31 protein-coding genes are annotated in these 25,520 nt (G+C 63.6%); 12 read left to right on the top strand and 19 right to left on the bottom strand.

Annotated elements, in window-relative coordinates; translation table 11 throughout:
* Positions 1-8: 8 nt before the first annotated feature.
* Positions 9-683 carry a response regulator transcription factor gene (locus BLS26_RS20650; RefSeq protein WP_092514157.1) on the bottom strand — a complete coding sequence of 225 codons (675 nt, stop codon included), beginning with the start codon at positions 681-683 and terminating at the stop codon, positions 9-11.
* Between the two features lie 364 nt (positions 684-1,047).
* Here BLS26_RS20650 and BLS26_RS20645 point away from each other — a divergent pair, with 364 nt between their 5' ends.
* Positions 1,048-2,691, top strand: coding sequence for an MFS transporter (locus BLS26_RS20645; protein ID WP_172804809.1), 1,644 nt, complete (start codon positions 1,048-1,050; stop codon positions 2,689-2,691).
* 86 nt (positions 2,692-2,777) lie between these two features.
* On the opposite strand, the gene BLS26_RS20640 is transcribed toward BLS26_RS20645, so the two are convergent.
* The 3 genes from BLS26_RS20640 to BLS26_RS20630 form a co-directional block, all read right to left on the bottom strand.
* Positions 2,778-3,251, bottom strand: a complete 474-nt coding sequence (locus BLS26_RS20640; RefSeq protein WP_092514153.1) for a secondary thiamine-phosphate synthase enzyme YjbQ — start codon at positions 3,249-3,251, stop codon at positions 2,778-2,780.
* A 161-nt stretch (positions 3,252-3,412) separates the two neighbouring features.
* Positions 3,413-3,934 carry a hypothetical protein gene (locus tag BLS26_RS20635; protein ID WP_092514151.1) on the bottom strand — a complete coding sequence of 174 codons (522 nt, stop codon included), beginning with the start codon at positions 3,932-3,934 and terminating at the stop codon, positions 3,413-3,415.
* Positions 3,935-3,965: 31 nt separating this feature from the next.
* Entirely contained in the window at positions 3,966-4,589 is a 624-nt protein-coding gene (locus BLS26_RS20630; protein ID WP_092514149.1) for a 2-hydroxychromene-2-carboxylate isomerase, read from the bottom strand.
* 273 nt (positions 4,590-4,862) lie between these two features.
* Here BLS26_RS20630 and BLS26_RS20625 point away from each other — a divergent pair, with 273 nt between their 5' ends.
* The 5 genes from BLS26_RS20625 to BLS26_RS20605 all read left to right on the top strand — a co-directional run bounded on the left by BLS26_RS20625 (position 4,863) and on the right by BLS26_RS20605 (position 7,460).
* Positions 4,863-5,234, top strand: a complete 372-nt coding sequence (locus BLS26_RS20625; RefSeq protein WP_092514147.1) for an AtpZ/AtpI family protein — start codon at positions 4,863-4,865, stop codon at positions 5,232-5,234.
* Positions 5,235-5,303: 69 nt separating this feature from the next.
* Complete coding sequence (locus BLS26_RS20620) at positions 5,304-6,053, top strand: F0F1 ATP synthase subunit A (protein ID WP_092514145.1); 750 nt, start codon at positions 5,304-5,306, stop codon at positions 6,051-6,053.
* Between the two features lie 56 nt (positions 6,054-6,109).
* On the top strand, positions 6,110-6,340 hold the full coding sequence (locus BLS26_RS20615; RefSeq protein ID WP_027537362.1) for a F0F1 ATP synthase subunit C: 231 nt from the start codon (positions 6,110-6,112) through the stop codon (positions 6,338-6,340).
* Positions 6,341-6,400: 60 nt separating this feature from the next.
* The gene (locus BLS26_RS20610; protein ID WP_092514143.1) at positions 6,401-6,970 is read left to right on the top strand and encodes a F0F1 ATP synthase subunit B'; all 570 of its coding nucleotides are present in this window, start codon (positions 6,401-6,403) and stop codon (positions 6,968-6,970) included.
* A gap of 4 nt (positions 6,971-6,974) precedes the next feature.
* On the top strand, positions 6,975-7,460 hold the full coding sequence (locus BLS26_RS20605; protein ID WP_092514141.1) for an ATP F0F1 synthase subunit B: 486 nt from the start codon (positions 6,975-6,977) through the stop codon (positions 7,458-7,460).
* 158 nt (positions 7,461-7,618) lie between these two features.
* Here the strand turns inward: BLS26_RS20605 and BLS26_RS20600 are convergent, their stop codons facing one another.
* From BLS26_RS20600 to thrC, 4 genes are all read right to left on the bottom strand, one after another.
* Positions 7,619-8,257 carry a hypothetical protein gene (locus BLS26_RS20600; RefSeq protein WP_092518323.1) on the bottom strand — a complete coding sequence of 213 codons (639 nt, stop codon included), beginning with the start codon at positions 8,255-8,257 and terminating at the stop codon, positions 7,619-7,621.
* Positions 8,258-8,354: 97 nt separating this feature from the next.
* Complete coding sequence (locus tag BLS26_RS20595) at positions 8,355-8,942, bottom strand: GNAT family N-acetyltransferase (RefSeq protein WP_092514139.1); 588 nt, start codon at positions 8,940-8,942, stop codon at positions 8,355-8,357.
* Positions 8,943-8,971: 29 nt separating this feature from the next.
* Positions 8,972-10,261: a pitrilysin family protein gene (locus tag BLS26_RS20590; protein WP_092514137.1), complete on the bottom strand. Its 1,290-nt coding sequence runs from the start codon at positions 10,259-10,261 to the stop codon at positions 8,972-8,974.
* Complete coding sequence (gene thrC / locus BLS26_RS20585) at positions 10,258-11,676, bottom strand: threonine synthase (protein ID WP_172804650.1); 1,419 nt, start codon at positions 11,674-11,676, stop codon at positions 10,258-10,260. Before thrC ends, BLS26_RS20590 begins: the two co-directional genes overlap by 4 nt.
* 549 nt (positions 11,677-12,225) lie before the next feature.
* On the opposite strand from thrC, the gene BLS26_RS20580 reads away from it, so the two are divergent.
* Positions 12,226-12,456, top strand: a complete 231-nt coding sequence (locus BLS26_RS20580; protein ID WP_092514133.1) for a hypothetical protein — start codon at positions 12,226-12,228, stop codon at positions 12,454-12,456.
* A 167-nt stretch (positions 12,457-12,623) separates the two neighbouring features.
* Here the strand turns inward: BLS26_RS20580 and BLS26_RS20575 are convergent, their stop codons facing one another.
* The 9 genes from BLS26_RS20575 to coxB form a co-directional block, all read right to left on the bottom strand.
* Positions 12,624-12,944, bottom strand: coding sequence for a hypothetical protein (locus BLS26_RS20575; RefSeq protein WP_092514131.1), 321 nt, complete (start codon positions 12,942-12,944; stop codon positions 12,624-12,626).
* Between the two features lie 48 nt (positions 12,945-12,992).
* On the bottom strand, positions 12,993-13,760 hold the full coding sequence (locus BLS26_RS20570; protein WP_092514129.1) for an SURF1 family protein: 768 nt from the start codon (positions 13,758-13,760) through the stop codon (positions 12,993-12,995).
* Positions 13,757-14,152, bottom strand: coding sequence for a DUF983 domain-containing protein (locus BLS26_RS20565; protein WP_371360651.1), 396 nt, complete (start codon positions 14,150-14,152; stop codon positions 13,757-13,759). The genes BLS26_RS20570 and BLS26_RS20565 overlap by 4 nt, the downstream gene beginning before the upstream one ends.
* A gap of 75 nt (positions 14,153-14,227) precedes the next feature.
* Positions 14,228-15,124 carry a cytochrome c oxidase subunit 3 gene (locus BLS26_RS20560; protein WP_092514127.1) on the bottom strand — a complete coding sequence of 299 codons (897 nt, stop codon included), beginning with the start codon at positions 15,122-15,124 and terminating at the stop codon, positions 14,228-14,230.
* Between the two features lie 120 nt (positions 15,125-15,244).
* Positions 15,245-15,883, bottom strand: coding sequence for a cytochrome c oxidase assembly protein (locus BLS26_RS20555; RefSeq protein WP_371360995.1), 639 nt, complete (start codon positions 15,881-15,883; stop codon positions 15,245-15,247).
* 21 nt (positions 15,884-15,904) lie between these two features.
* A complete protein-coding gene (locus BLS26_RS20550) occupies positions 15,905-16,066 on the bottom strand; it encodes a CoxF protein (RefSeq protein WP_092514123.1) in 162 nt (53 codons plus the stop codon).
* An 18-nt stretch (positions 16,067-16,084) separates the two neighbouring features.
* The gene (locus BLS26_RS20545) at positions 16,085-17,020 is read right to left on the bottom strand and encodes a heme o synthase (RefSeq protein WP_092514121.1); all 936 of its coding nucleotides are present in this window, start codon (positions 17,018-17,020) and stop codon (positions 16,085-16,087) included.
* A 61-nt stretch (positions 17,021-17,081) separates the two neighbouring features.
* Positions 17,082-18,713: a cytochrome c oxidase subunit I gene (gene ctaD, locus BLS26_RS20540; RefSeq protein ID WP_092514119.1), complete on the bottom strand. Its 1,632-nt coding sequence runs from the start codon at positions 18,711-18,713 to the stop codon at positions 17,082-17,084.
* Positions 18,714-18,783: 70 nt separating this feature from the next.
* Positions 18,784-19,644 (bottom strand): cytochrome c oxidase subunit II, encoded by an 861-nt coding sequence (coxB, locus tag BLS26_RS20535; protein WP_092514117.1) that lies wholly within the window; start codon positions 19,642-19,644, stop codon positions 18,784-18,786.
* Between the two features lie 526 nt (positions 19,645-20,170).
* Between coxB and BLS26_RS20530 the strand changes: the two genes are divergently transcribed.
* Positions 20,171-20,719, top strand: coding sequence for an invasion associated locus B family protein (locus BLS26_RS20530; RefSeq protein ID WP_172804649.1), 549 nt, complete (start codon positions 20,171-20,173; stop codon positions 20,717-20,719).
* A gap of 4 nt (positions 20,720-20,723) precedes the next feature.
* On the opposite strand, the gene BLS26_RS20525 is transcribed toward BLS26_RS20530, so the two are convergent.
* Positions 20,724-21,218: a GNAT family N-acetyltransferase gene (locus tag BLS26_RS20525; protein WP_092514115.1), complete on the bottom strand. Its 495-nt coding sequence runs from the start codon at positions 21,216-21,218 to the stop codon at positions 20,724-20,726.
* Positions 21,219-21,306: 88 nt separating this feature from the next.
* Between BLS26_RS20525 and tldD the strand changes: the two genes are divergently transcribed.
* The 4 genes from tldD (at position 21,307) to BLS26_RS20505 (ending at position 24,670) form a co-directional block, all read left to right on the top strand.
* Positions 21,307-22,731, top strand: coding sequence for a metalloprotease TldD (tldD, locus tag BLS26_RS20520; protein WP_092514113.1), 1,425 nt, complete (start codon positions 21,307-21,309; stop codon positions 22,729-22,731).
* A gap of 47 nt (positions 22,732-22,778) precedes the next feature.
* Positions 22,779-23,546: a signal peptidase I gene (gene lepB / locus BLS26_RS20515; RefSeq protein WP_092518320.1), complete on the top strand. Its 768-nt coding sequence runs from the start codon at positions 22,779-22,781 to the stop codon at positions 23,544-23,546.
* A 109-nt stretch (positions 23,547-23,655) separates the two neighbouring features.
* The gene (locus tag BLS26_RS20510) at positions 23,656-23,997 is read left to right on the top strand and encodes an MmcQ/YjbR family DNA-binding protein (RefSeq protein ID WP_092514111.1); all 342 of its coding nucleotides are present in this window, start codon (positions 23,656-23,658) and stop codon (positions 23,995-23,997) included.
* Positions 23,998-24,103: 106 nt separating this feature from the next.
* On the top strand, positions 24,104-24,670 hold the full coding sequence (locus tag BLS26_RS20505; RefSeq protein ID WP_092518319.1) for a nucleotidyltransferase family protein: 567 nt from the start codon (positions 24,104-24,106) through the stop codon (positions 24,668-24,670).
* Between the two features lie 110 nt (positions 24,671-24,780).
* Here BLS26_RS20505 and BLS26_RS20500 read toward each other — a convergent pair whose 3' ends face one another.
* Entirely contained in the window at positions 24,781-25,335 is a 555-nt protein-coding gene (locus BLS26_RS20500; RefSeq protein WP_172804648.1) for a PAN domain-containing protein, read from the bottom strand.
* Positions 25,336-25,520 lie beyond the last annotated feature (185 nt).

Genomic DNA, 25,520 nt, shown 5'->3' with positions numbered 1-25,520 from the left:
GGTCGTGATTACGCCGTCGGCGTTCCCTGCCGCCACTGGCCGCCGGCGATTTTCGCGGCAGCGATCACGGCCTGGGTGCGGCTCTCGACGCCGAGCTTCTGCAGGATCGCCGAGACATGGGCCTTGATGGTCGCCTCGGAGACGCCGAGCTCATAGGCGATCTGCTTGTTGAGCAGTCCCTCCGACAGCATCATCAGCACCCGCACCTGCTGCGGGGTCAGCGTCACCAGCCGGTCGCGCAGCTTCGTCATGTCGGGGTCGTTGGCGGACGAGAGATCGGTGTCCTGGGGAACCCAGACGTCGCCGTCCATTACCTTCAAGATGGCGTCGCGCAGCGTCTCGACCCCGAAGCGTTTTGGAATGAAACCCGAGGCGCCGAAATCGAGCGACCGCCGGATGGTTCCGGCGTCGTCGCTGGCGGACACGATGACCACCGGAATCGCGGGATACTGTGCGCGCAGATAGATCAGGCCGGAGAAGCCCGAGATTCCCGGCATCGAAAGATCGAGCAGGATCAGATCGACCTCGGAATCCCGCTCCAGCAGTGCCGTGAGATCGTCGAACGAGCCGGCCTCGCTGATGGTGGCCAAGGTCAGGACACCTGCCACCGCCTGCCGCAAGGCGTCGCGGAACAGCGGATGGTCATCGGCGATGACGAGATGGGTAGTGGCAGCGGTCGTCATGGATGTCTCTTCTGAGGGCGCGCGCGATGAGCCCGTATTTGCTTGTCCCTTGCCGGGGCGTCGTGTGCAAGCGTGCAATTCTAGCACGTTTGAAAGCAGTTAATCCGCCGCTTGTGCGGCGCAATATAACCGGGCTCACGGCATCAAGCCCAGAGATGGTGCGCGCTGTCGAAACCGCAGGCGCCGACGGGGCCGTGCAAAGGGCCGAAAGTCGTATTGGGGCGACTTTCACGGCGATGTTACCTTGATACCAAGCCCACAGATCAATCCGGCCAAGTTCGGCAAGGGGCGGACTTTGCATCAATAAATTTGGGGAGCGCTTGAAATGTCCACAATGACTGCCACGCCGGCCCGGACCGGAGGAATGACGAAGGACGAACGTTTCGTCATCATCGCTTCCTCGCTCGGCACCGTCTTCGAATGGTATGACTTCTACCTCTACGGGTCGCTCGCCGGCATCATCGGCGCGCAGTTCTTCTCGGCCTATCCGCCGGCAACCCGCGACATTTTCGCGCTGCTCGCATTCGCCGCCGGCTTCCTTGTGCGTCCGTTCGGCGCCATCGTATTCGGGCGCGTCGGCGACATCGTCGGACGCAAATACACCTTCCTCGTCACCATCATGATCATGGGCCTGTCGACCTTCGTCGTCGGCCTGCTGCCTGGCGCCGCGCAGATCGGCATCGCGGCCCCGATCATTCTGATTTCGCTACGCCTGCTGCAGGGCCTCGCGCTCGGCGGCGAGTACGGTGGTGCGGCGACCTACGTGGCCGAGCATGCGCCGCAGGGCAAGCGTGGCTACTACACGTCATTCATCCAGACCACGGCGACGCTGGGTCTTTTCCTGTCGTTGCTGGTGATCTTGTTCACCCGCACATGGACCGGTGAAGCCGCTTTCGCGGGGCTTCCCGGCGAGTATTGGGGCGGCTGGCGCGTTCCGTTCCTGGTCTCGGTCATACTACTGGGAATCTCGGTCTGGATCCGGCTGCGGCTCAATGAATCGCCAGTGTTCCAGAAGATGAAGGACGAGGGCAAAAGCTCGAAGGCCCCGCTGACCGAAGCCTTCGCCAACTGGAGCAATGGCAAGCTCGTGTTGCTTGCACTGCTTGGTGGCACCATGGGTCAGGGCGTGGTCTGGTACACCGGCCAGTTCTACGCGCTGTTCTTCATGCAATCGATCCTGAAGGTCGACGGCTATACCGCCAACCTGCTGATCGCCTGGTCGCTGTTGCTCGGCACCGGCTTCTTCGTCGTGTTCGGCGCCCTCTCCGACAAGATCGGCCGCAAGCCGATCATCCTGGCGGGCTGCCTGATCGCGGCGCTGACCTTCTTCCCGATCTTCCGGATGATCACCACCAACGCCAACCCGGCGCTGGAAAAGGCGATCGAGGCGACGAAGGTCGACGTGGTGGCCGATCCGGCAGGTTGCGGCGATCTGTTCAACCCGGTCGGCACCCGCGTCTTCACCGCACCCTGCGACACCGCCCGCGCCTTCCTCGCCCAGTCGTCGGTCAAGTACTCGACCAGCTACGGTGCCGCCGGCTCCGGCGTGAAGGTCGTGATCAACGGCAAGGACGTGCCATATCCGGATGCCAAGGCCGGCAACCCGGCGGTCACTGCTGCGGTCGCCGCCGCGGGTTATCCCAAGGCTGGCGACGCCGGCATCGTGAAGATGTCGAACCCGTTCGATATCTTCCGTCCGCAGGTCGCGGCCGTAATCGGACTGCTGTTCATCCTGGTGATCTTCGTCACCATGGTGTACGGGCCGATCGCCGCGATGCTGGTCGAACTGTTCCCGACCAAGATCCGCTACACCTCGATGTCGCTGCCCTATCACATCGGCAACGGCTGGTTCGGCGGTCTGTTGCCCGCGACCGCATTCGCGATCGTGGCGTCGACCGGCGATATCTACGCCGGCCTCTGGTATCCGATCATCTTCGCTTCGATCACAGCGGTCGTCGGGTTCTTTTTCCTGCCCGAGACCAAGGACGTCGACATCAGCAAGACCTGAGTTTGATCCGGCGCGATGTTTGATCCGGCGTTGTCGCCGGTGACCTCGAACAAAACGGCCGCGGAGCAATCCGCGGCCGTTTCTTTTTAGTCCACTCTGCCGATGAACTGCAGCACGACCTCGCGGCGGTGCGGCCGCGCCCGGTGCTCGACCAGATAGATCGCCTGCCATGTGCCGAGCGCCAGCGCGCCCTGCAGCACCGGGACCTGCAGCGAGGTCGCGGTCAGCATGGTCTTGATATGCGCCGGCATGTCGTCCGGACCTTCGGTGTCGTGACGCCATCCGGCATGCTCGGGCGCCAGCCGGTTCAGTGCCGTCGTCAAATCGGCAAGCACTGTCGGATCGGCATTTTCCTGGATCGTCAGCGACGCCGAGGTGTGGCGGATGAACAGCGTCACCACGCCTTCGCGCGCACCGGCATCCCTTACGAATTTTGCGACTTCGGCGCTGAGGTCGGTGAAGCCGACGCCACGGGTCTCTACCGTCAGCAGCGAGGACACGATGGTGGCGGCGCTGACGGTGGAAGCAGTGGTGCGGGAGATGGCTTTGGGTGCGGTCATCAATGGTCTCCCAATGCGTCGTCCCTGCGAACGCAGGGACCCATACGCCGCGGCTTATCAATTTGGCGCAGTCGCAGTTACCTTCTGCAACAACTGGCGACGGTGGTTATGGGTCCCTGCGTTCGCAAGGACGACGTGTGGAGAGAGTTCGCCAGTCCCGCTCAAATCTTGCCGTTGACGTCCTTCTGCACCCGGTTGGCCATCTCGATCAACCGTCGCCAGGCCCGCTCCAGGAACGACATCACACGATCCATGTCGCGGTCGCTCGGCAGCGGGATTTCGAGCTTGCGTTCGCCCTCGGCGACCTTCGGCTCGCCCTTCTTCAGCGAGTCCGATTTCGGCAGCGGCTCTTCGATCTTGCCTGACACGGTGGGCTCGCGCTCGGCGAGTTGGGCTTTCATCTTTTCATTGTCGGCCTGCAGCCGGCCGATTTCGGCGTCCAGCGCCGCGCGCTCGTCGGGCACGGCATAGCAGGCCCAGCCCGCGCCCGAATTGCTGCAGGTCGAGACCGCGCCGGTTCGGGTGTCGAGCCGCAGCACGCCATCCGCCAGCGGCGACAGCGCGTAGCGGCCGTTGTCGGTGTCCGGCAGCGCCCCGGCGCGCGCCTGGCCGGCGACACAAAACGTCAATGCCGCGGCCGCGATGATGGGTAGAAATTTCGAGGACGACGTCGCTGTGCTCATGAGCTTGCTCCCGCCTCAGTACCAGTATGCTCTAAACGTGTGAGCTATAGGGCGCGCGGCCGGACTTCAACGCATCTTCAAGCAATTCGATCCGGTCCTGTCCCCAGAACACTTCGCCATCCAGCACATAGGCCGGCGAGCCGAACACGTCATTCGCCAGCGCATCCTGGCGGTTCTGCTCATAGGCCGCGCCGATCGCCTCCTGCTCCGATCGCTCCACCAACTGTTGGCCCGGCAGACCGAATTCGTCAGCCAGTTTCGCAACCATCGCGGGATCGGCCAGACTGAGCTGATCTTCCCAGACTGCGGCAAAACCCCGCGCCAGATAGCGGTCGGGGTCGAGGCCGAGTTCGATCGCGGCGATCACGACGCCGTCGGCGAGCCGGGCGTTGAACGGCCAGTTCGCCGGATGCAGATGGAATTTCAGGCCGCGCTTGTCGCGCCAGCGCTGCAGCTCGACCAGCCGGTAGCGCTGCCGCACCGGGTGGCGCTTCATCAGCGGCAATCCGCCGGTCTCCGAGAACAGATCGACCAGCACCACGGGTTTGTGATTTACCTTGAGATCGTAGGTACTTACCAGGCCCCGAAATGTCCGATGTCCGACATAGGCCCACGGCGATTGAAACGAGAAGTAGTAATCGACCTGACGCGGCATGCCGGCTCCGAAGCGTGGATCTCGTGATCGCCTCACGCATCCCAACAGACCGGCGAAATCCGCGCAAGATCGATCCGTGACGCACGAGCTGCTGCACTGCGATGACGGGTCCACAGGGCCGTGGACGGCCTTCAAATAAATCCAGTTAAATCAATGCACTAACTGGTTACGACGTAATCTTGACTTGATTAGACGCGGTAAGTATGGTCCGCGCGGCTTCAAGGGTGACGGGCGCAATTTCCATCAACCGCGGCATCGTTTAGGGTCTTGGGCATGGCCGAAGACAACAACGACAACGCAAGTGGAAAACGCGATCATTCGTCTTCCGACGAAGCTGCGCTTTCCGCAAGGCTCGGAAGTCTGGATCACCGGTTGTCCGAAATTCGTGACAGCCGAAAAATCAGGACTGACCAACCCGGAACCGAAAGCGGAGATGCGGCGGCCAGAGCTTCGGCGATGGCGATCGGTTTCCGCCTTTCCTCGGAGTTGGTTGCGGGCGTTGTCGTCGGGGCGGCGATTGGCTGGGGGTTCGACCGTTTGTTGTCGACATCGCCGTTCGGTCTCATCGTGTTCTTGCTGCTCGGCTTTACCGCCGGCGTGGTCAACGTGGTGAGGTCTGCGGGCGTATCTTCGGGCAAGCGCTGAGCGTCGGCGGGAAGTCACGACATTTGAAATTCGATTGCCGGCCAGGCCGGTGGACAAAGAGCCGCGCGGATGAAAATCGACCCGATCCATCAGTTCAATATCGAGCCGCTGTTCACCATCGGCCATATCGGCAACCAGACGATCGCCTTCACCAACTCGTCGCTCTACATGTTCATCGCGGTCGCGGTGATCTCGATCCTGATGATCGGCACCGGACGGCAACTGGTGCCCGGGCGCCTGCAGTCGGTCGCCGAAATCAGCTACGAGTTCGTCGCCAGCACGATCCGCTCTACCGCCGGCTCGGAAGGCATGAAGTTCTTCCCGCTGATCTTTTCGCTGTTCATGCTGATCTGCGTTTCGAACCTGATCGGCATCATCCCCTACACCTTCACGATTTCGAGCCACATCATCGTCACCGCGACGCTGGCGCTGCTGGTGTTCTTCACCGTGCTGATCTACGGCCTCTACAAGAACGGCTTCAAGTTCTTCAAGATCTTCGTGCCCTCGGGCGTGCCGATCTACATCCTGCCGCTGGTCATGTTCATCGAAATCCTGTCGTTCTTCCTGCGGCCGGTCTCGCACAGTGTGCGTCTGTTCGCCAACATGCTGGCCGGCCACATCGCGCTGAAAGTGTTCGCGGGCTTCGTCGCCATGCTCGGCGCCTCGCTCGGCCTGCTCGGCTGGGCCGGCGGCGTGCTGCCGCTGGCGCTGACGGTCGCGCTGACCGCGCTGGAGCTGCTGGTCGCCTTCCTGCAGGCCTACGTGTTCGCGATCCTGACCTGCATCTACCTCAACGACGCCATTCATCCGGGACACTAAACGGTCCGGGGAATTTCCACCCTCACTTTGTCTTACCTCTCAAGGAGCTCAAGAAAATGGAACCGGCAGCAGCAAAACTTATCGGCGCGGGCATCGCATGCATCGGCATGGGCGGCGCAGGCGTGGGCGTGGGCGTGATCTTCGGCAACTACCTTGCCGCAGCCGTGCGCAACCCGTCGGCAGCCCAGGGCCAGTTCGGCAACCTGATCTTCGGCTTCGCCGTGACCGAAGCGCTCGGCATTTTCTCGCTGCTGATCGCGCTGCTGCTGCTGTTCGTTCCGCTCTGAGCGGCACCCTGTCGCGCCGTCCGTTCCGGGCGGCGCGTCTGACAGCAACAGGAGGACCCCGTGGCTGAAAAGAGTCATGGTACCCCGGCCAAGGGCCACGAAACCGGCGCCCACACCGAAGCCCCCGGCGGACACGGCGGAGGATTTCCTCCGTTCGAGTCGTCGACCTACGCTTCGCAACTGGTGTCGCTCGTCATCGCGTTCGTCGCCCTTTATCTGATCGTGTCGCGTATTGCGCTGCCGCGTGTCGGCGGCGTGATCGATGCACGTGCCAATGCGATCGAGGGCGATCTTTCGGCGGCGCAGAAGCTGAAGGACGAGTCGGATGCGGCGCTGAAGGCCTACGAAACCGAACTCGCTTCGGCGCGTTCGCGGGCCCAGGCGATCGGCAACGAAACCCGCGAGAAGCTGAACGCGGCTTCGGAAGCCGAGCGCAAGACGCTGGAAGACCAGCTCTCCGCCAAGCTTGCCGCCGCCGAAAAGCAGATCGCGGCGACCCGTGCGACCGCGATGGGAAACGTGCGCGGCATCGCCGCGGATGCGGCCAGCGCCATCGTCCAGCGCCTCACCGGCGTGCTGCCCGACGGCACCACGCTGAACAGCGCGGTCGACGCTTCGTTGAAGGGATAGTCTGATGTTCTTCGAACCGGAAACCTGGGTCGCGGTAGCCTTCGTCATTTTGATGGTGCTGTTCGCCTATCTGGGCATCCACCGCACGGTGCTGACGGCGCTCGACAAGCGCGCCGACCGCATCAAGGCCGAACTCGACGACGCCCGCCGTCTGAAGGAAGAAGCCGCCAAGCTGCTCGCCGATTACAAGTCCAAGCGAACCAGCGCCGAGCGCGAGGCCGAAGAGATCATCGCCAACGCCAGGGCCGAAGCCGAGCGCATCGCGTCCGAAGCCAAGGCCAAGATGGAAGACTTCGTCGCCCGTCGCACCAAGACCGCCGAGGGCAAGATCGCGCTCGCCGAAGCGCAGGCTGTGGCGGACGTTCGTTCTGCTGCGGCCAACGCCGCCGTCGCCGCCGCCTCGACCATCCTGTCGCAGTCGGTCAAGGGTTCGGTGGCCGACGACCTGCTCGCCAAGGGCATCGCCGAAGTTCGCGCCAAGCTGAACTGAAGCAGTTTCAACCAATCAAAAAGCTGGCGCGAGATGATCGCGCCGGCTTTTTTGTTTGCCTAGTTTTTTGTTTGACGCGTTTTCTACCGCAGATAAGTCTACGCAATCTGCGTAAACTTGATTGCTATGCGAACCGGCATCCACTTCGCTCGAAAACGCTATGGTTGCTTCTTTTTCTTCGGCGCCGGCGCGGGACGCTCGGGCTTCAGCGCCTGGGGGTCGAAGCCGATATAGAAAATGTAGCTGTCGCCGACGCCGCCTGATGGCACCGGATAGACCAGATCCTCTGCCACCAGCGTAAACGGGTCGCTGCCGGTTTCGGTCAGGTTGACGGTGGTCTGGTAGGCCTTGGTGGCGATGGTTTTCTCGTTGACGCCGCCCTGCACCACGGCGACACGGATCGGAACCTGGATCGACGACGGCGCGCCGGCGGGGCCGGCAATGACGCGGCCCTGAATGCCGATCCGCGCGGTGATGGTGCCGCCATTGACGCTGCATTCGCGGGCCATCTTGGTAATGGTCGCCTGAAACCGCAGGTCGTTGCCGACCGGCTGCTTGCCGGGCGCCGCCACCGCGTAGGTGGAGGCGCCGGCCCGGACCGTGACCGGCGGGCAGGTCAGGTCGCCGGTATCTTCCGGCACGGCCGCTGCCGGCGCTGCCGTAGCCGGCTCGTCCGACTTGCCACCGAACAGGCTCTTGAAGCGATCGCCCAGCGATTGCGCCGACGCCGGCACGGCCAGCAGGCTACAAGCCATCCCGGCCACTACAGCGACTTTGACCAACCGATTGTCACCCATGCGGCGTCCCTGGATCCTCGTCATTTCGTCGTCATCGTCCACGGCGGCCTTATAGCAGGCCAATGGCGGCGAACCCAAGGCACCGATTAGGAGGGTGTCAGCCGCGAAAATCCTCGTGCAGCATGCCGAACAGCAGATGGTCCTGCCAGACGCCGTTGATGCAGAGATAGCGCCGCGCCAGTCCCTCGCGGGTAAAGCCGCATTTCTCCAGCACCCGGATCGACGGCGTATTGGTCGGAATGCAGGCGGCCTCGATGCGGTGCAGATTGAGCTCGCCGAACAGCGTCGGCAGCAGCACGCGCAGCGCCGTGGTCATATGGCCGCGATGGGCATGCGGCTCGCCGACCCAATAGCCGATGGTGCCGGCCTGCACGATGCCGCGGCGCACATTCGCGAGCGTGATGCCGCCAATCATGGTGCCGTCGGACTCGCGGAAGACGATGAACGGATACGAGCGGTCGGAAGCGATGTCCTCGGCATAGCGCCGCAGCCGGCGGCGGAAGCCTGCCCTTGTGAGATCGTCCGACGGCCAGATCGGCTCCCACGGCGTCAGGTAAGCCCGGCTGGATTCGCGCAGGTGGGCCCATTGCGGGAAGTCCGACATCTGCGGGGCGCGCAGCAGCAGGCCATGGCCGCGCGGTACGAGCGCGGCCGGTCCGCTGGTTGGCAAACGAAACAGGGCCATGCCCTACACTCCCCCGCAAAGAGCAATCTTCAATGCAGCAGCGTCTTCGCCTTTGACCTGGTCAATCCTTCCGCAAAAGCCACCGCCGTGTCCAGACCCCTGCCGCTGCCAAGCGCCACCACCGCCGGACGGCTGCGGGACAACAGGCCCCGCGCGGCGTTGCGGGTCGATTCGACGCTGACCGCGTCGATCCGCGCCACCAGCTCCTCCACCGTCAGCGGCCTGCCATACGCAAGCACATGGCGTGCCAGTTGCTCGGCGCGCGATGAACAGCTTTCCAGCGCCATCAGGAGCCCGGCCTTCATCTGCGCCTTGGCGCGGTCGATCTCGGCTTCGGTCAGGGTTTCGACCGCGTCGTTGATGACGTCGACGATCACTTCCATCATCTCAGGCGCGTCGGCCGGGTCGGTGCCGGTATAGAGGCCGAAAAAGCCGGTGTCGGCATAGGGCGCGTGGAAGGTGTAGATCGAGTAGCACAGGCCGCGCTTTTCGCGCACTTCCTGGAACAGCCGCGACGACATTCCGCCGCCGAGCGTGTTGGTGAAGACCTGCATCGAGAACAGCGACAGGTCGGTCTGCGGTATGCCTTCCAGCGCCAGCGTCAGGTGCGCCTGTTCGAGGTCGCGATGCACCACGCGCGAGCCGCCCTTGCCGAACATCGCCGCTTGCGGCTTCGGCGCAGGCTGGCCGTCGAAGCTGGCGAACTTCTGCGCCACTTCCTCGACGACGCGCTTGTGGTCGACGGCGCCGGCGGCGGCGACCACCATGTTGGGCCCGCGATAATGCGTCGAGAGATAATTGCCCAGCATATCGCGATCGAATTTCTTCAGCGTCTTGGCGGTGCCAAGCAGCGAGCGCCCCATCGGCTGATCGGGATAGCAGAGCTCGTTGAGATGTTCGAACACGACGTCGTCGGGCGTATCCTGCGCCGCACCGATCTCCTGCACGATGACGCTCTTTTCGCGCTCGAGTTCGTCAGGCACGAAGGACGGATTGGCGAGAATGTCGGAGAGCACGTCGAGCGCCAGCGGCACGTCGGCCTTCAGTACCCGCGCATAATAGGCGGTGGTCTCGGTCGAGGTCCCGGCGTTGAGATCGCCGCCGACCGCCTCGATCTCCTCGACGATCTCGCGCGAGGAGCGCCTGGTGGTGCCCTTGAACGCCATATGTTCGAGCAGATGCGAGATGCCATGCTCGTTGGGCTTTTCGTCGCGGCCGCCGACGCCGGTCCAGACGCCGAGGGCGGCGGTTTCCAGATGCGGCATGGTATCGGTGATGACGGTCAATCCGGACGGCAGCTTGGTGACGTCAACGCTCATCCGGCAACTCCCTGCTTCGCGGCACGGCTGACCTTGCGCACGAATTTCTCGACTTCGGTGGAATCATTTTTCATCACCGTGATGTGTTCGGATTTGGTCATGAGGCCGTCGAGCCAGGCCGGCAATTGCGGCCGCACGCCACAGGCGGCTTCGACCGCGTCGGGGAACTTTGCCGGATGCGCGGTCGACAGCACGATGTTGGGGATCTTCGAATCCGAGGTGTCGCGATCGGCCACCGCCAGCGCCACCGCGGTATGGGGGTCGACGAGATCGCCGGCCTCGCGCCAGGCGGCGCGGATCGTGGCCGCGGTCTCGGTCTCGTCGGCGCGTCCGGCGTCGAATTCCTCGCGGATGGCGGCAAGCACAGCATCCGGCAGCACGAAACGCCCGGATTGCTTGAGCGAGGCCATCAGGCGGCGAACGCTGTCGGCATCGCGGCCGCTGGCTTCGAACAGCAGCCGCTCGAAATTCGAGGACACCTGGATGTCCATCGACGGCGAGGCGGAAGCATGAACCTCGCGCACCTCATAGATGCCGGTCTTCAGCGTGCGCGGCAGGATGTCGTTGACATTGGAGGCGATCCGCAACCAGCGGACCGGCAGCCCCATCTTCTTGGCGACATAGCCCGCAAAGATGTCGCCGAAATTCCCCGTCGGCACGGTGAAGTCCACGGTGCGCGCGGGCGCACCAAGGGCGACCGCGGAGGTGAAATAATACACCACCTGCGCCACGATGCGCGCCCAGTTGATCGAGTTGACGCCCGACAGCGAGACCGCGTCGCGAAAGCCGTGGTGATTGAACAGCGCCTTCACGATCGCCTGGCAATCGTCGAAATTGCCTTCGATCGCCAGCGCGTGGACATTGCCGGCGCCCGACGTGGTCATCATGCGCCGCTGCACGTCGGAGATCCGGCCGTGCGGGAACAGCACGATCAGATCGACATTGTCGAGATTGGCAAAGGCATCGACCGCGGCGCCGCCGGTATCGCCCGAGGTCGCGACCACGATGGTGGTGCGCTGCGCGCGCTTGGCCAGCACGTGATCCATCAACCGCGAGATCAGCTGCATCGCGACGTCCTTGAACGCCAGCGTCGGGCCGTGGAACAGCTCCAGCAGGAATTGATTGGGACCGGTCTGGTCGAGCGGCACCACCGCAGGATGGCGGAAGGTAGCGTAGGCCTCGTTCGCCATGCGGCCGAGATCGGCGTCGGAAATCTCGCCGGCGACAAAGGGGCGGATCACCTCGACGGCGACTTCCCAATACGGCCGTCCGAAAAATCCGGCGATGGTCGCGTGCGAGAGCTGCGGCCAGATTTCCGGCACGTAGAGCCCGCCGTCACGGGCGAGCCCGGTCAGCATCACGTCGCAGAAACCCAGCGTGGGGGCTTCGCCTCTGGTCGAAATATACCGCGTCAACTTGCCCTCCAAAGGCCTGACCCCTACGCCAAGCCTTTGATATGTATGAGATATGCGTCTCCGCGCAGCGCGAAGCGCTGGGCACCATAGAGCGTTTTTCGGCCAAGGGGAAATGCCGGATTGGCCGGAAAGGCTGGGGTCGGGGGCCCCCTCCCCGTCATCCCCGCCGCGGTCTATCCACGTCATTGCGAGCGAAGCGAAGCAATCCATCACGCCACAGTAAGAAAGAATGGATTGCCGCGTCGCTTCGCTCCTCGCAATGACGTTGTGAGACATGCGCTCTTGTTCTCGCGGCGCGATGCGCCCGACGTTTTGAAAGAAACCTTACCCTCTGAAACGGAGGACGCAGAAAGACCGGGTGCGCGCTGCACCCATGGTCTCGCGTGCGATTGCACAAAACAAACTGCCCACGAGCCTACAGGTCAGCGGAAACACTCCGGCCTTACCTGCGCAAGGCAAATCGCATCGCTGCGATCCGAGGAAGGGAACAAACCGGGTGCCCGGAACTTGGTTCGGAAATCGCAACCCTGCGATCGGGAGGAAAATCGGATGAAACGTATCTTGGTGATTGGTGTCGCGCTGTTCGCTTCAATGCTCGGACTGACCGCGTCAGCCTCGGCCAGACTGGGCATGGCCCCGATGGCCAACCAGGACGATTCGGTGATCCAGGTCCGGGGCGGTCATGGACACGGCGGCGGCCATATGGGCCGCGGCGGGCGCGGCCATCACTACGGCTGGGGCCGAGGCCGCGGACATCATTATGGCTGGCGCCATCACTGACCCCATCTTCACGGGAAACCGCGCCCGCCATACCATTGCCCAGGCGGAATCGAATTCCCGATAGCAACCGGTCGCGCGCAGGCGCGGCCGGTTTTTGCTTACCAGGCCTCTGCAGCCCTCGCATGCGAGTAACTTCGTAGCCGTTGCGGCGATCAGGAGGCCGCGCGCTAGATCTGCTTGCAGGTGTGCCTGCGCGTGCTCATGCCACCGGCCGACTTGATCCACAGCACCAGGCTGCCGTGCGACTTCGGCTCGATCGTCACGATCTTGTGGTCCAGTTTCAAGCCGTACGCAGTGAGGATGGCGATGTTGAGTTCGCAACTCAGGCGAAAGTCGCAGGTGTTCTCGATATCATAGGCAAAGAATTCGCGGTCGCCTTCGCCGCCGTAGGAGGAAGCCGCGTCCGACGTGCACTTCTCGGTCAGCGTTTCTTCCGCGGACGCGATGCCCGGAAGCAACAGCATCAACACGGCAAGCGCATACTTCATAAGAGGCTCCCTTGGCTGTTCCTTGGACGGCAGCCAAAGGGATTGGGTTCAATGGCGGCGCTGCGCGCGCCACCACACCGCAAAGGCGATCGCCATCACGCCCGCCAGGGCGAACCAGGTGACGGCATATTGCAGGTGGTCGTCCTTGAGATGAACCGAGAGCGCGCCTGGCTTTGGAATGCCGCTCTCAGGCGCCGGGCTTTCCAGATCGATATAGAACGGCGCCAACATCCTGCCGTCTGCGCTCCAGCCGAGCGCGCGCGCCATTGCCACGTGATCCCGGGTGAACCAGAGCCGCTTGACGGTGTCCTCACGCGGCGTCAGCGCGCCCGCGGCTTCGGGAAAACGGAGATAACCGGTGAGCTTTACCGGCTGTCCGGTGATGAGCCGGCCCACCGCGCGATCCTCCTGGGCGCGGTCCTGCATCGTGTTCTGCACGAAACCTGCGTTGACCGCGACGGTCGCGCCGCCGGGCAGTTGCGCCGGCAAGAAGGCCCAGGTGCCAGGACCGGAGACATCGTCGCGGACGGCGGAGCCGGAAGAATAGACCATCGCATCCGGCAGCCGCGCATAGTTGGCCATGAAACTGACGCGGCGGAATTCGTCCCGCGCCGGCGTCAGCGCGCTCCACTGCGACGGCTCCGGCAGCGCCCCGGGCGCAGCCGCCAGCCGCTCGTCGAGGGCTGTGATCAGCGCATGCTTCTCGAGCCTGCGCTGCAACTGCCAGAGGCCGAGACCGACGCAGACCGCCACCATCACAAGCGTGAAGATGGCAAAGCCGGCCGTCCCCCGTCGTCGCGCAAGCTCGCCGGTCATTTCGGCTCGCGGTCGATCAGGCGGCCGGGTGCGGCCTTGTGATGAAACTGCAGCGCGATCAACAGCGATTTCATCGAGCGCATCGGCAACAGCGTGGTCGCAAGAATCAGCGGCAGCCAGAGTGCGGCGTGAACCCAGAACGGCGGCTGGTATTTGACCTCCACGATCAAGGCCGCGGTGACCACGATCGCACCGGCCAGCATGATCAGGAAAATCGCGGGCCCGTCGCCGGTATCGATGAAGGTGTAATCGAGCCCGCAGGCCTCGCAGTTCGGCCGCAGATCCAGGAAGCCCGCATAGAGCTTGCCCTTGCCGCAGCGCGGGCAGCGGCAGGCGATGCCGCGCAGCGCGCTCTGGGACAGGGTGGGTACCGCCTCATCCGACATGCTCATCCAACCTAGCTTGCCTTCGCAAATGAAAAGGGGGCGGCCCTCAGGACCGCCCCCTTGTAGCACTTAAAGCTGCGATCAGTGCGCGCCGTGGGCGAGGCCTTCGGGGCCGCGGAACCAGACGTAGATGCAGATGAACAGGAACAGCCACACCACGTCGACGAAGTGCCAGTACCAGGCGGCGAATTCGAAGCCGAGATGCTGGGTCGGGGTGAAGTGGCCCGCATAGGTGCGCATCAGGCAGACCAGCAGGAACACGGTGCCGACCAGCACGTGGAAGCCGTGGAAGCCGGTCGCCATGAAGAAGGTGGCGCCGTAGATGTTGCCGGAGAAGTGGAACGCGGCGTGGGCATATTCGTAGGCCTGCACGCAGGTGAAGCACGCGCCGAGGATGACGGTGAGGATCAAGCCGTACTTCAGGCCCTTGCGGTCGCCTTCCAGCAGCGCGTGATGCGCCCAGGTCACCGTGGTGCCCGAGGTCAGCAGCAAGAGCGTATTGAGCAGCGGAAGATGCCAGGGATCGAAGGTCTCGATGCCGTGCGGTGGCCAGGTGCCCGGCACGCCGCAGGCGCCCATCGCGGTGCCGGCGCCGCAGCCGAACACGGCGTCGCGGGTGGCGTGGACCGCGTCGGCCGGGAACAAAGCGGAGTTGAAGAAGGCCCAGAACCACGCGACGAAGAACATGACTTCGGAGGCGATGAACAGGATCATGCCGTAGCGGTGGCTGATCTGCACCACGCGGGTGTGGTCGCCCTTGTACTGGGCTTCGCGGATCACGTCGCCCCACCAGCTCGCCATGGTGTAGAGCACGCCGACGGTGCCAGCACCGAAGATGATCGGCGCGGCCGCGAACATGTGGTGCATCCAGGTGATGGCGCCGACGGCCATGATGAAGGCCGAGATCGACCCGACGATCGGCCACGGGCTCGGATCGACGAGGTGGTAGTCGTGGTGCTTGACTTGCGCCGTGGACATTGCGGTCTCTCCGTTAGCGGTGCCGGGTTCTACGGCACATCTTCGTCTCAAAAATCAAACTCCGACATCCCGCAAGATACGGGAGTCGGCGGTTACAGGTTTCCCGTCACAAGTTTCTCGTTACAGGTTTCCCTTGCGCTTGTCCGGTTCGCTCGCAGCCAGAGGCTTCGGCGCCGGATCGCGCACGGCATAGAAGGTGTAGGACAGCGTGATGGTCTTGAGGCCGTCGTTTTCGGAATCGGCGACCAGCGCCGGATCGACGTAGAACACGACAGGCATCTCGCGCTTCTCGCCCGGCGCCATGGTCTGTTCGGTGAAGCAGAAGCAGTTGATCTTCTGGAAATACGCCCCGACCGTCAGCGGCGCCACATTGTAGGCCGCCTGGCCTGCGGTGGTCCGCGCCGACTGGTTGGTCACGTTATAGAAGACGGTGACGACCTCACCGATCTTGACCTCGATCTCGGTCTGCTCGGGTTCGAACTTCCAGGGCAGGCCCGGCGCGACATTGGCGTCGAACCGAACCGCGATTCTGCGCGCCAGCGGTGCGCCTGATGGCGCCGAGGTCGCGACCTGGGTGGTGCCGTTGAAGCCGGTGGCGCGGCAGAACCAGTTGTAGAAGGGAACGGCGGCATAGGCGGCGCCGAGCATCAGCACCACGACGAAACCGCAGATCGACGCCACCACCGCATCGCGCGTCAGGCCGCGACGCGAAGCCGGCTCGGAAGTCGCCTTGGGGCTCGCTGTCGGATCCTCATGCATCGTCGGCTGGTTTTCCATTGGTTACATCGGCCTGACTAGAACACCCGGTCCCTTGACCATGGTGACCGCGAAAAACAGCAAGACCAGCACACCGAGCGCGAGCGCGATGGCGATCGAGCGGGAACGGCGGCTTCGCTTTTGCGCCTCGGTGAGGACGATACCTTCTGGCTGCTCGTTATCCATGCCGTCGCCATGCGCCCCCTACCCGAACAAGGGTGCGACAGCGCGGACAACGACCTCGAGCAGCAGGGTCGCAAACAGCGCAAACAGATAGAAGATCGAGAAGGCGAACAGCCGGCGCGTGGCGCGGCCGGCTTGCTTGCCTTCGCGGTGACGGTAGACGTTGATCGAAAGCGCCATCATGCCGGCGCCGAGCACCAGCGAGGCGATGCCGTAGATCGCGTCGAAATAGCCGAGCGGCCATGGCGCCACCGCGACCGCGACCAGCACGATGGTATAGAGCAGGATCTGCAGCCGCGTCGCATCGGGACCGGCGACGACCGGCAGCATCGGCACGCCGGCGCGGGCATAGTCGTCGTTGCGGAACAGCGCCAGCGCCCAGAAATGCGGCGGGGTCCAGAAGAAGATGATCAGGAACAGCAGCACCGGCTCCATCGACAGCGAGCCGGTGGCCGCGGCCCACGCCACGACAGGCGGCAAGGCGCCGGCGGCGCCGCCGATCACGATGTTCTGCGCGGTCCAGCGCTTCAACAGCATGGTGTAGATCACGACATAGAAGAAGATCGTGAACGCCAACAGCGCGCCCGCCACCCAGTTGACGAGGATGCCGAGCGTCATCACCGAGAAGAACGCCAGAACCATGCCGAAGGCCATCGCCTCCGGCGGGGTGATGCGTCCGCGCGGGATCGGCCGGTTGGCGGTGCGCGACATCAGCGCGTCGATGTCGGCCTCATAGGCCATGTTCATCGCACCCGAGGCGCCGGCGCCGACCGCGATGCAGAGGATCGAGGTGAAGGCCAGCACGGGATGGAAATGGCCGGGCGCGATCACGAGGCCGACCAGCGCAGTGAACACCACCAGCGACATCACCCGCGGCTTCAGCAGCGCGAGGTAGTCGCCGACCTCCGCCTCGGAAATCCGCGGAAACTCGATGGCGTGGTGGTCGACTACCGACAAGATCGATCTCGCTTGGTTTAGAAGACCGCGGCGCGCGATGAAGCGCGCCGCGAATTAAGCGTTACTGCACCTTCGGCAGCACTTCGAACTGATGGAACGGCGGCGGCGACGACAGCGTCCATTCCAGGGTGGTGGCGCCAGCGCCCCACGGATTGTTGGCGGCCTGCTCCTTGCGGACGAAGGCATCGATCACGCCGTAGATGAAGATCAGCACGCCGAAGCCCGAGATGTAGGAGCCGAGCGACGACACCAGGTTCCAGCCGGCGAACGCATCCGGATAGTCGACGTAGCGGCGCGGCATGCCGGACAGACCGAGGAAATGCTGCGGGAAGAACACCAGATTGACGCCGATGAAGGTGAACCAGAAGTGCAGCTTGCCGATCCGCTCGGAGTACATGTAGCCGAACATCTTCGGGAACCAGTAGTACCAGCCGGCGAAGATGCCGAACACGGCGCCGAGCGACAGCACGTAGTGGAAGTGCGCGACGACGTAGTAGGTGTCCTGCAGCACGCGATCGACGCCGGCATTGGCCAGCACCACGCCGGTGACGCCGCCGAGGGTGAACAGGAAGATGAAGCCGATCGCCCAGATCATCGGCGTCTTGAACTCGATCGAGCCGCCCCACATCGTGGCGATCCAGGAGAAGATCTTCACGCCGGTCGGCACCGCGATCACCATGGTGGCGGCGACGAAATAGGCCTGCGTCGCCGAGGACATGCCGACGGTGTACATGTGGTGCGCCCACACCACGAAGCCGATGCCGCCGATCGCGACCATGGCGTAGGCCATGCCGAGATATCCGAACACGGGCTTCTTCGAGAAGGTGGAGACGATCTGGCTGACCATGCCGAACGCAGGCAGGATCAGGATGTACACTTCGGGGTGGCCGAAGAACCAGAACAGATGCTGGAACAGCACCGGATCGCCGCCGCCGTCGGCGGCGAAGAAGGTGGTGCCGAAATTGCGGTCGGTGAGCAGCATGGTGATGGCGCCGGCGAGCACCGGCAGCGACAGCAGCAGCAGGAACACCGTCACCAGGATCGACCAGACGAACAGCGGCATCTTGTGCAGGGTCATGCCCGGCGCGCGCATGTTGAAGATCGTGGTGATGAAGTTGATGGCGCCGAGGATCGACGAGGCGCCGGCCAGATGCAGCGAAAGGATCGCGAAATCGACCGCCGGTCCCGGATGACCCGACGTCGACAGCGGCGCGTAGATGGTCCAGCCCGCCCCGACGCCGTTGGCGCCCGGCTCACCCTCGACGAAGGTCGACAGCAGCAGCAGCGCAAAGGAAGCCGGCAGCAGCCAGAACGAGATGTTGTTCATGCGCGGGAACGCCATGTCGGGCGCGCCGATCATCAGCGGAACCATCCAGTTGCCGAAACCGCCGATCATCGCCGGCATCACCATGAAGAAGATCATGATCAGGCCGTGCGAGGTCACGAACACATTGTAGGTGTGGGTTTCGTGGAACAGCTGGACGCCGGGATACATCAGCTCGATGCGGATCGCGATCGACATCGCCGCGCCAATGACACCCGCGATGATCGCGAACACCAGGTACATCGTGCCGATGTCCTTGTGGTTCGTCGAATAGACGTAGCGCCGCCATCCGGTCGGATGGGCGTGCTCGTGATCGTCATGACCGTGTTCTTGGGCGTGATCGTCGTGTGTCGCTGCGCTCGTTGCCATGTTCAAATCCTGCCTTGCAGTCGTGTCTTGCGGTCGTGTTGGGACTCTGCAGTCCCGTCGCCCTTAGCTCTTAGCTTGATTGCTTTGCCTTGCCGCCCTGCGGCTGATCGATGCAATCGTCCTTGTTCGATTGAACGCACTTCTTCCAATCGTCATAGACCTGATCGTTCACGACCTTGACCACGATCGGCATGAAGGCGTGGTCCTTGCCGCACAATTCGGAGCATTGGCCGTAATAGATGCCCTCCTTGGTAGCCTTGAACCAGGTTTCGTTGAGGCGGCCGGGTACCGAGTCGATCTTGATGCCGAAGGCCGGCACAGCGAAGGAGTGGATGACGTCGGCGCCGGTAGTCTGGACCCGAACTACCTTGTTCACGGGCACGACCAGTGCATGGTCGACACCAAGCAGGCGCGGCGGGGGCGAGCCCAGCTTCGCGCGGTCCTCGTTGCTCAGGATGATGGAGGTGTATTCGATCTTGTCGTCAGGATAGGTGTAGGTCCAGTTCCACTGGTTGCCGGTGGCCTTGATGGTCAGGTCGGCCTTGGGAATGTCGAGCTCCTGGAACAGGAGGCGGAACGACGGCACCGCGATACCGACCAGGATCAAGACCGGAATCAGCGTCCACGCTACTTCGATCAGCGTGTTGTGCGTGGTCTTGGAGGGGACCGGGTTGGCCTTGGCGTTGAACTTCACCACCACCATGATGAGCAGCGCCAGCACGAACAGCGTGATGATCGTGATCAGCACGAACAGGAAGTTATGGAACCAGGTGATGTTCTCCATTACCGGGGAGGCCGCTTCCTGCAGCTTGTATTCCCACGGCGCAGGCTGCCCCAATTCGGCGAATGCCGTTCCGCCGGCGACAAGCGCCATGCCTGCCACCGCTAGTCCCAGCAACCGACGGCCGATCTGGCCCTTCGACATCTTCATGCCGCTCGCGCTCCCTTGATAAATCCCCAAAGCACTCCCGCCGGATAGCCGGAAATGCCGCACGATCCGCTCAGACAAACGGCCAACCGGAGGTACTTCAGAAGTACACCTTGAAAAGTACCTGCAACAGGCGTTGCGACAGTACCCGGGCCAGATCGTTAGAACGCGTCGAAATCAAGCCTCTCAAACCATAATTCTAGGGCTCTCGCAATGCAGTAGTGAGACGCCAAGCCATGCGTCACCTTCTATTCGCTGGATGTCAGGTTTTCCCGCTAAATCAGGCCAAACCTGCCGCTTTGCGACCCGGCTACGCTTGACAGGCGGATTGCCGGATGTAGGCACAGGCGGGGTGCTCCCGGGGTGCCTGATTCGCCTGCCGTGACGGCGGTTCCGGCGCCAAAACCGCCTTCAAGGTGCCGTCATTGCGGTATCAGTCCGGGTCAGACCAGTTGGTAGCGCGTGCGCCCGGCTTCCGCCGGAAATACATCTCCGGCAGCTGCCGGCAAACGTCAGAGGATCGACCCGGATGGGGCGTTCGACACATCAGGTGAGACGTGATTTTGGCCGCTGGCTGAGCGGCTTGCTCGCCGCGGCATGTTTGCTTGCCGTGGGCTGCCTGCTCGGCCTGACCGGGGCGGCAAATGCCCAGGGCGCGGTGCGCTCGGTCCATGGCGACTGGCAGATCCGCTGCGACACCCCGCCGGGCGCGCAGGGCGAACAATGCGCCCTGATCCAGAGCGTGGTAGCCGAAGACCGCTCCAACGCCGGCCTCACCGTGATCGTGCTGAAAACCGCCGACCAGAAGAGCAAGCTGATGCGGGTGGTGGCCCCCCTGGGCGTGCTGCTGCCCTCCGGCCTCGGGCTGAAGCTCGACAACCAGGACGTCGGCCGCGCCGGTTTCGTCCGCTGCCTGCCCAACGGCTGCGTCGCCGAGGTGGTGATGGACGAAAAGCTGCTCGGCCAGCTCCGCACCGCCAAGACTGCGACCTTCATTATCTTCGAGACCCCCGAAGAGGGCATCGGCTTTCCGCTCAGCCTGAACGGGCTCGGCGAGGGCTACGACAAGCTGCCGTAGGCTCCTACTTAAAGAGCAGGCTCATCAGATACGTGTTCTCGCAGACGCCATCGACCTTCATGGCGTCGCGCATCAGGCCTTCGATCTCAAACCCGATTTTCTTGTAAAGCGCGATCGCGTTCTTGTTGTCTTCCCGCACCGTCAACTCGACCCGATGCAGCCCGAACGCACGCGCGGCGTCGAGCGTCTGCCCGATCAGGCGCTCGCCCAATCCGCAGCCCCGGAATTCCGGCAGCAGCGCCACGCCGAGAACGCCGACATGGGCATAAACCGGCCTCGGCTTGGGCAGGATGTCGCACCAGCCGACGACCTCGCCGGCGGACAACACGACCCATTGCGGATAGCCCTGCGCGATATTGTTGAGAATGAAAGTCCGGGTCTCGCCGGGCGGCGGGGCTTCGAGAAACGCCAGATAGCGCCGCTCGCGCGCGACGAAATCGAGGGCATGGTGGAAGCCCTCGATATGGTCTTGGGATATCGGAACAATTTCGACGGCCATCGTCTCGGCAACGTGTTGATCCCGCCCCTCGCGGAATGCCCAGAAAACACCTATCTTGGACGTGCCCCTCCGACAACGGACCGATTGAATGACCAATCTCGCCACAACCTCCCTGATCGACCGCGCCAATCTCGACCGTGATGCCGTCCGCCGCGAGATCGCGCGGGGGCTCGAGGGCGCCGACGACGGCGAGCTGTTTCTGGAATATGGCCAGACCGAAGCGCTGGCGTTCGACAATGGGCGGCTGAAGCAGGCCACCTATGACACCAGCCAAGGGTTCGGGCTGCGCGCGGTCAAGGATGATGCGGTCGGCTATGCGCATTCGTCCGACGTGTCGCTGCCGGCCTTGATCCGCGCCGCCGACGCGGTCGCCGCCGTGCGCGGCGGCTACAGCGGGCAATTCTCAGCCGCCCCCGCCCACACCAATGTACGGCTCTATGGCGACGACAATCCGCTGGATGCGCCGGGTTTTGAGGCCAAGGTAAAACTGCTGGCCGAGATCGACGCTTACGTGCGCGACAAGGATCCGCGGGTGCGGCAGGCCTCGATCAGCCTCGGCGCCACCTGGCAGGTGGTGGAAATCCTTCGTCCCGACGGCGAGAGCTATCGCGACATCCGCCCGCTGGTGCGGGTCAATATTTCCGTCGTCGCCGGCCAGGGCGACCGCCAGGAAAGCGGCAGCAAGGGCTATGGCGGCCGCGAGGGCTATGCGCGCTTCATCGAGACCAAAGCCTGGCGCGAGGCCGCCGACGGCGCCATCCGCGAGGCGCTGGTCAACCTGGAATCGATCCCCGCCCCTGCCGGCGAGATGGACGTGGTGCTGGGCGCCGGCTGGCCCGGCGTGATGCTGCATGAAGCGGTCGGCCACGGGCTTGAGGGCGATTTCAACCGCAAGCAGACCTCGGCTTTCGCAGGATTGATGGGCAAGCAGGTCGCGGCCAAGGGCGTCACCGTCGTCGATGACGGCACCATGGCGTCGCGGCGCGGTTCGCTATCCATTGACGACGAGGGCACGCCGACCAACCGCACGGTGCTGATCGAGGACGGCATTCTGGTCGGCTACATGCAGGACCGCCAGAACGCGCGGCTGATGAACATGAAGCCGACCGGCAACGGGCGACGTCAAAGTTATGCCCATGTGCCGATGCCGCGCATGACCAACACCTACATGCTGGCCGGCCAGCGCGACCCGGCGGAGATCCTGGCGTCGGTGAAGAACGGCATCTACGCCGCCAATTTCGGCGGCGGACAGGTCGACATCACCTCCGGCAAATACGTGTTCCAGTGCACCGAGGCCTACAAGATCGAGAACGGCAAGGTCGGCGCTCCCCTGAAGGGCGCGATGCTGATCGGCAACGGGCCGACCGACCTGCACAGAATAACCATGATCGGCAACGATCTTGCGCTCGATACCGGGATCGGCACCTGCGGCAAGAACGGCCAGGGCGTGCCGGTCGGCGTCGGTCAGCCGACGCTGCGGATGGAACGGATTACGGTCGGAGGAACTGGCTAGTGAGCATCGACAAGAACGAGCTCGTGAACATCGACAAGGACGCGCTCGTGAGCGAACAGGAAACCCCTGTTGCGAAGCCGATCAGCTGGCGCGCGCAGGCGGCCCAACTCGCGGCGATCATCGCCGTCGTGTTCATCGCCAAGGGCGCGCTAGCCGAGCCGTTTTATGTTCCGTCCGGCTCGATGGAGCCGACGCTCCTGATCGGCGACGCGCTGCTGGCGTCGAAATTCCCCTATGGCTATGGCGCGGCTTCGCTGCCGATCCAGATCACGCTGCCGGAAACCGGCCGCCTGTTCGGCGAAACGCCGAAGCGCGGCGACGTCGTCGTGTTCCGCTGGCCCGGCGATCGCTCGCAGGCCTGGGTCAAGCGCGTCGTCGGCCTGCCCGGCGATCGGATCCAGCTTCGCCAGGGCCAGCTCTTCATCAACGACCACGCCGCAACCTTGACGCCCGACGGGACAGGCGAAGCCGAAGACGACAGCGGCGGCAGCGAACAGGCCTATCGCTTCATCGAGACGCTGCCGAACGGCGTCACCCATGCGATCTTCAAGATGCGCGACAACGGCCGCTACGACAACACGCCGGAAGTGACGGTGCCGGCCGGCAAGCTGTTCGTGCTCGGCGATAACAGGGACAATTCCGCCGACAGCCGCGTCTCGCTGCGCGACGGCGGCGTCGGCCTGTTGCCGATCGACAATCTGATCGGCCGCGCCGATGCCGTGGTCGGCTCCTGGGACATGGGCGTGCGCAACCAGCCGGTCTGGACCTGGCTCTCGGGATTCCGGATGGCGCGGTTTTTCACCTCGGTGCATTAGCCAGAACCTCATGGTGAGGAGGCGCGCCAGCGCCGTCTCGAACCATGAAGCCCCGATGCGGCCATCCTTCGAGACGCCGCTTCGCGGCTCCTCAGGATGAGGATTTGTGATGACCTTCGACGACGTCAGAAAATTCGCGCTTCTCTGGACGGAGGTCGAGGACGGCACGTCCTACGGCACGCCGGCGCTGAAGGTGCGCAAGAAACTTTTGGCGCGCCTGAAGGAAGACGGCGACAGCCTGGTGATGCCCGGCGTGCCGCAGGACGAGCGCGCGATGCTGGTGGAAAGCCAGCCTAAGATATTTTACTTCACCGATCACTACCGAGATTATCCGATTGCGCTGATCCGGCTGTCGAAGGCCAAGCGCGCCATCGTCGAACCGCTGCTGCGCCGGCACTGGCGCACGCTGGCGTCAAAGGCGGCGGTGAAGGAATTTGATTCGAAAGCGTAAGGCCCCCGTAGGGTGGGCAAAGGCGCGATAGCGCCGTGCCCACCATCTTTGTCGCGATCACATCATGGTGGGCACGCTTCGCTTTGCCCACCCTACGGCAGCGCTGATGACCCGAGACGAATTCCTCGCCGCCGCGTTCCAAAATCCCGTCAACGCGACCATTGTCGACGAGCTGTTCGCACTCGCGCTCCCCGATGCCTGGCTGGTGTCCGGCTGTCTGGTGCAGACGGTGTGGAACGTGCGCACCAACCGCTCCGTCGGCTACGGCATTAGCGATTACGACGTGTTCTATTTCGATCCGGATACGTCATGGGACGCCGAGGACGCCGTCATCCGCACCGTGGCGAAACGGTTCGAAAAACTCGGCGTCACCGTTGAAGTGCGCAACCAGGCGCGCGTCCATCTCTGGTACGCGCAAAAACACGGCCTGCCGTATCCGCCGCTGCATAGCACGACCGAGGGCATCGACCGCTTCCTGACCCGAAACACCCGCATCGGTATCCGCCGCACCGAGGCTGGCTATGACGTCTATGCACCGGATGGTTTTGACGACGCCGCCAATCTGATTGCCCGACCGAACATGACCGCGAATTTCTCGGCAGAGAATTACGTGAAGAAGACGGCGCGCTGGAAGGCGTTGTGGCCGGAGGTGACGGTGCTGGGGGTGGAATGAGCCGTCATTGCGAGCGAAGCGAAGCAATCCATCTTGCCACGAAGAAAGAATGGATTGCTTCGTCGCTGCGCTCCTCGCAATGACGAAAAAATGCAGTCAGCTTCGAAGCCCTACCGCACCACGCCGGAAATAAACCCGGCTTTGCGGCGCGGCGGCTTGATGTCTTTTTTCAGGTAGCAATGGGCGTCGCGGCCGGCATAGCCCGGCCGGGCATAGGTCCAGGCCCGGCATTTGTTGTCGGCGGCGCAGGCGGCCTTGCAGGCGTCGTCGCCTTCCGAGCCGTTGAGGTCGAAATTCTTGTAGTCGCCGCCGAAGCGGTCGATCGAGGTTTCGATCGTGGTGTTCTTCGGCTCGACCACGCCGGCGCCACGCACGCCGGAGACGCAGCAATTGTCCTGCGTGCGCGGCGGCACATTGCTCTTGAGCCAGCATACCGCGCCGTTGGTCGCGTCGGTCGGATAGCTGAAACTCCAGGCGTGGCAGCGCTTGTCGCGCTCGCAGACCAGCGCGCAGTCCGCCGGATCGCCCGAAGTAACCGGCGCACTCAGATAATCACCGCCGGGACGGTCGAAATTGGCCTGCGCCAGCGCCGGACGCGCGGATGCGGTCGCCGCCAGAAAGGCGAGCGCCACCACACACGCCCTGAGCAGGCGGCCTATCCCCATCTGCGATTGCTTTCGAGTCCGCGTCGCGAGGCCTCATTTGAGCGGCCTCAACCTGTACGGTGGATGAACGGCCCAAAAATGCGGCATTCGGGCGCGCCGGCTGCGCCAGGAAAACGCGCCGGAACAAGGCCTTCAATCCGAAAGGCCCACAGCGTTTTCGCGCGAAGCGGAATCCGGTTCGCGCA

This window comes from Afipia sp. GAS231 (assembly GCF_900103365.1).
In the GTDB taxonomy this organism is placed as follows: domain Bacteria; phylum Pseudomonadota; class Alphaproteobacteria; order Rhizobiales; family Xanthobacteraceae; genus Bradyrhizobium.
The sequence above is the reverse complement of the archived record's forward strand: the minus strand, read 5'-3'. Positions and strand labels throughout refer to the sequence as shown.

Excerpts from the sequence above, each read along its gene's own strand:
- BLS26_RS20650 (WP_092514157.1), bottom strand. The coding sequence starts at position 683 with ATGACGACCGCTGCCACTACCCATCTCGTCATCGCCGATGACCATCCG.
- BLS26_RS20645 (WP_172804809.1), top strand. The coding sequence starts at position 1,048 with ATGACGAAGGACGAACGTTTCGTCATCATCGCTTCCTCGCTCGGCACC.
- BLS26_RS20640 (WP_092514153.1), bottom strand. The coding sequence starts at position 3,251 with ATGACCGCACCCAAAGCCATCTCCCGCACCACTGCTTCCACCGTCAGC.
- BLS26_RS20635 (WP_092514151.1), bottom strand. The coding sequence starts at position 3,934 with ATGAGCACAGCGACGTCGTCCTCGAAATTTCTACCCATCATCGCGGCC.
- BLS26_RS20630 (WP_092514149.1), bottom strand. The coding sequence starts at position 4,589 with ATGCCGCGTCAGGTCGATTACTACTTCTCGTTTCAATCGCCGTGGGCC.
- BLS26_RS20625 (WP_092514147.1), top strand. The coding sequence starts at position 4,863 with ATGGCCGAAGACAACAACGACAACGCAAGTGGAAAACGCGATCATTCG.
- BLS26_RS20620 (WP_092514145.1), top strand. The coding sequence starts at position 5,304 with ATGAAAATCGACCCGATCCATCAGTTCAATATCGAGCCGCTGTTCACC.
- BLS26_RS20615 (WP_027537362.1), top strand. The coding sequence starts at position 6,110 with ATGGAACCGGCAGCAGCAAAACTTATCGGCGCGGGCATCGCATGCATC.
- BLS26_RS20605 (WP_092514141.1), top strand. The coding sequence starts at position 6,975 with ATGTTCTTCGAACCGGAAACCTGGGTCGCGGTAGCCTTCGTCATTTTG.
- BLS26_RS20600 (WP_092518323.1), bottom strand. The coding sequence starts at position 8,257 with ATGGGTGACAATCGGTTGGTCAAAGTCGCTGTAGTGGCCGGGATGGCT.
- BLS26_RS20595 (WP_092514139.1), bottom strand. The coding sequence starts at position 8,942 with ATGGCCCTGTTTCGTTTGCCAACCAGCGGACCGGCCGCGCTCGTACCG.
- BLS26_RS20590 (WP_092514137.1), bottom strand. The coding sequence starts at position 10,261 with ATGAGCGTTGACGTCACCAAGCTGCCGTCCGGATTGACCGTCATCACC.
- BLS26_RS20580 (WP_092514133.1), top strand. The coding sequence starts at position 12,226 with ATGAAACGTATCTTGGTGATTGGTGTCGCGCTGTTCGCTTCAATGCTC.
- BLS26_RS20575 (WP_092514131.1), bottom strand. The coding sequence starts at position 12,944 with ATGAAGTATGCGCTTGCCGTGTTGATGCTGTTGCTTCCGGGCATCGCG.
- BLS26_RS20570 (WP_092514129.1), bottom strand. The coding sequence starts at position 13,760 with ATGACCGGCGAGCTTGCGCGACGACGGGGGACGGCCGGCTTTGCCATC.
- BLS26_RS20565 (WP_371360651.1), bottom strand. The coding sequence starts at position 14,152 with ATGAGCATGTCGGATGAGGCGGTACCCACCCTGTCCCAGAGCGCGCTG.
- BLS26_RS20560 (WP_092514127.1), bottom strand. The coding sequence starts at position 15,124 with ATGTCCACGGCGCAAGTCAAGCACCACGACTACCACCTCGTCGATCCG.
- BLS26_RS20555 (WP_371360995.1), bottom strand. The coding sequence starts at position 15,883 with ATGCATGAGGATCCGACAGCGAGCCCCAAGGCGACTTCCGAGCCGGCT.
- BLS26_RS20550 (WP_092514123.1), bottom strand. The coding sequence starts at position 16,066 with ATGGATAACGAGCAGCCAGAAGGTATCGTCCTCACCGAGGCGCAAAAG.
- ctaD (WP_092514119.1), bottom strand. The coding sequence starts at position 18,713 with ATGGCAACGAGCGCAGCGACACACGACGATCACGCCCAAGAACACGGT.
- coxB (WP_092514117.1), bottom strand. The coding sequence starts at position 19,644 with ATGAAGATGTCGAAGGGCCAGATCGGCCGTCGGTTGCTGGGACTAGCG.
- BLS26_RS20530 (WP_172804649.1), top strand. The coding sequence starts at position 20,171 with ATGGGGCGTTCGACACATCAGGTGAGACGTGATTTTGGCCGCTGGCTG.
- BLS26_RS20525 (WP_092514115.1), bottom strand. The coding sequence starts at position 21,218 with ATGGCCGTCGAAATTGTTCCGATATCCCAAGACCATATCGAGGGCTTC.
- tldD (WP_092514113.1), top strand. The coding sequence starts at position 21,307 with ATGACCAATCTCGCCACAACCTCCCTGATCGACCGCGCCAATCTCGAC.
- BLS26_RS20510 (WP_092514111.1), top strand. The coding sequence starts at position 23,656 with ATGACCTTCGACGACGTCAGAAAATTCGCGCTTCTCTGGACGGAGGTC.
- BLS26_RS20505 (WP_092518319.1), top strand. The coding sequence starts at position 24,104 with ATGACCCGAGACGAATTCCTCGCCGCCGCGTTCCAAAATCCCGTCAAC.
- BLS26_RS20500 (WP_172804648.1), bottom strand. The coding sequence starts at position 25,335 with ATGGGGATAGGCCGCCTGCTCAGGGCGTGTGTGGTGGCGCTCGCCTTT.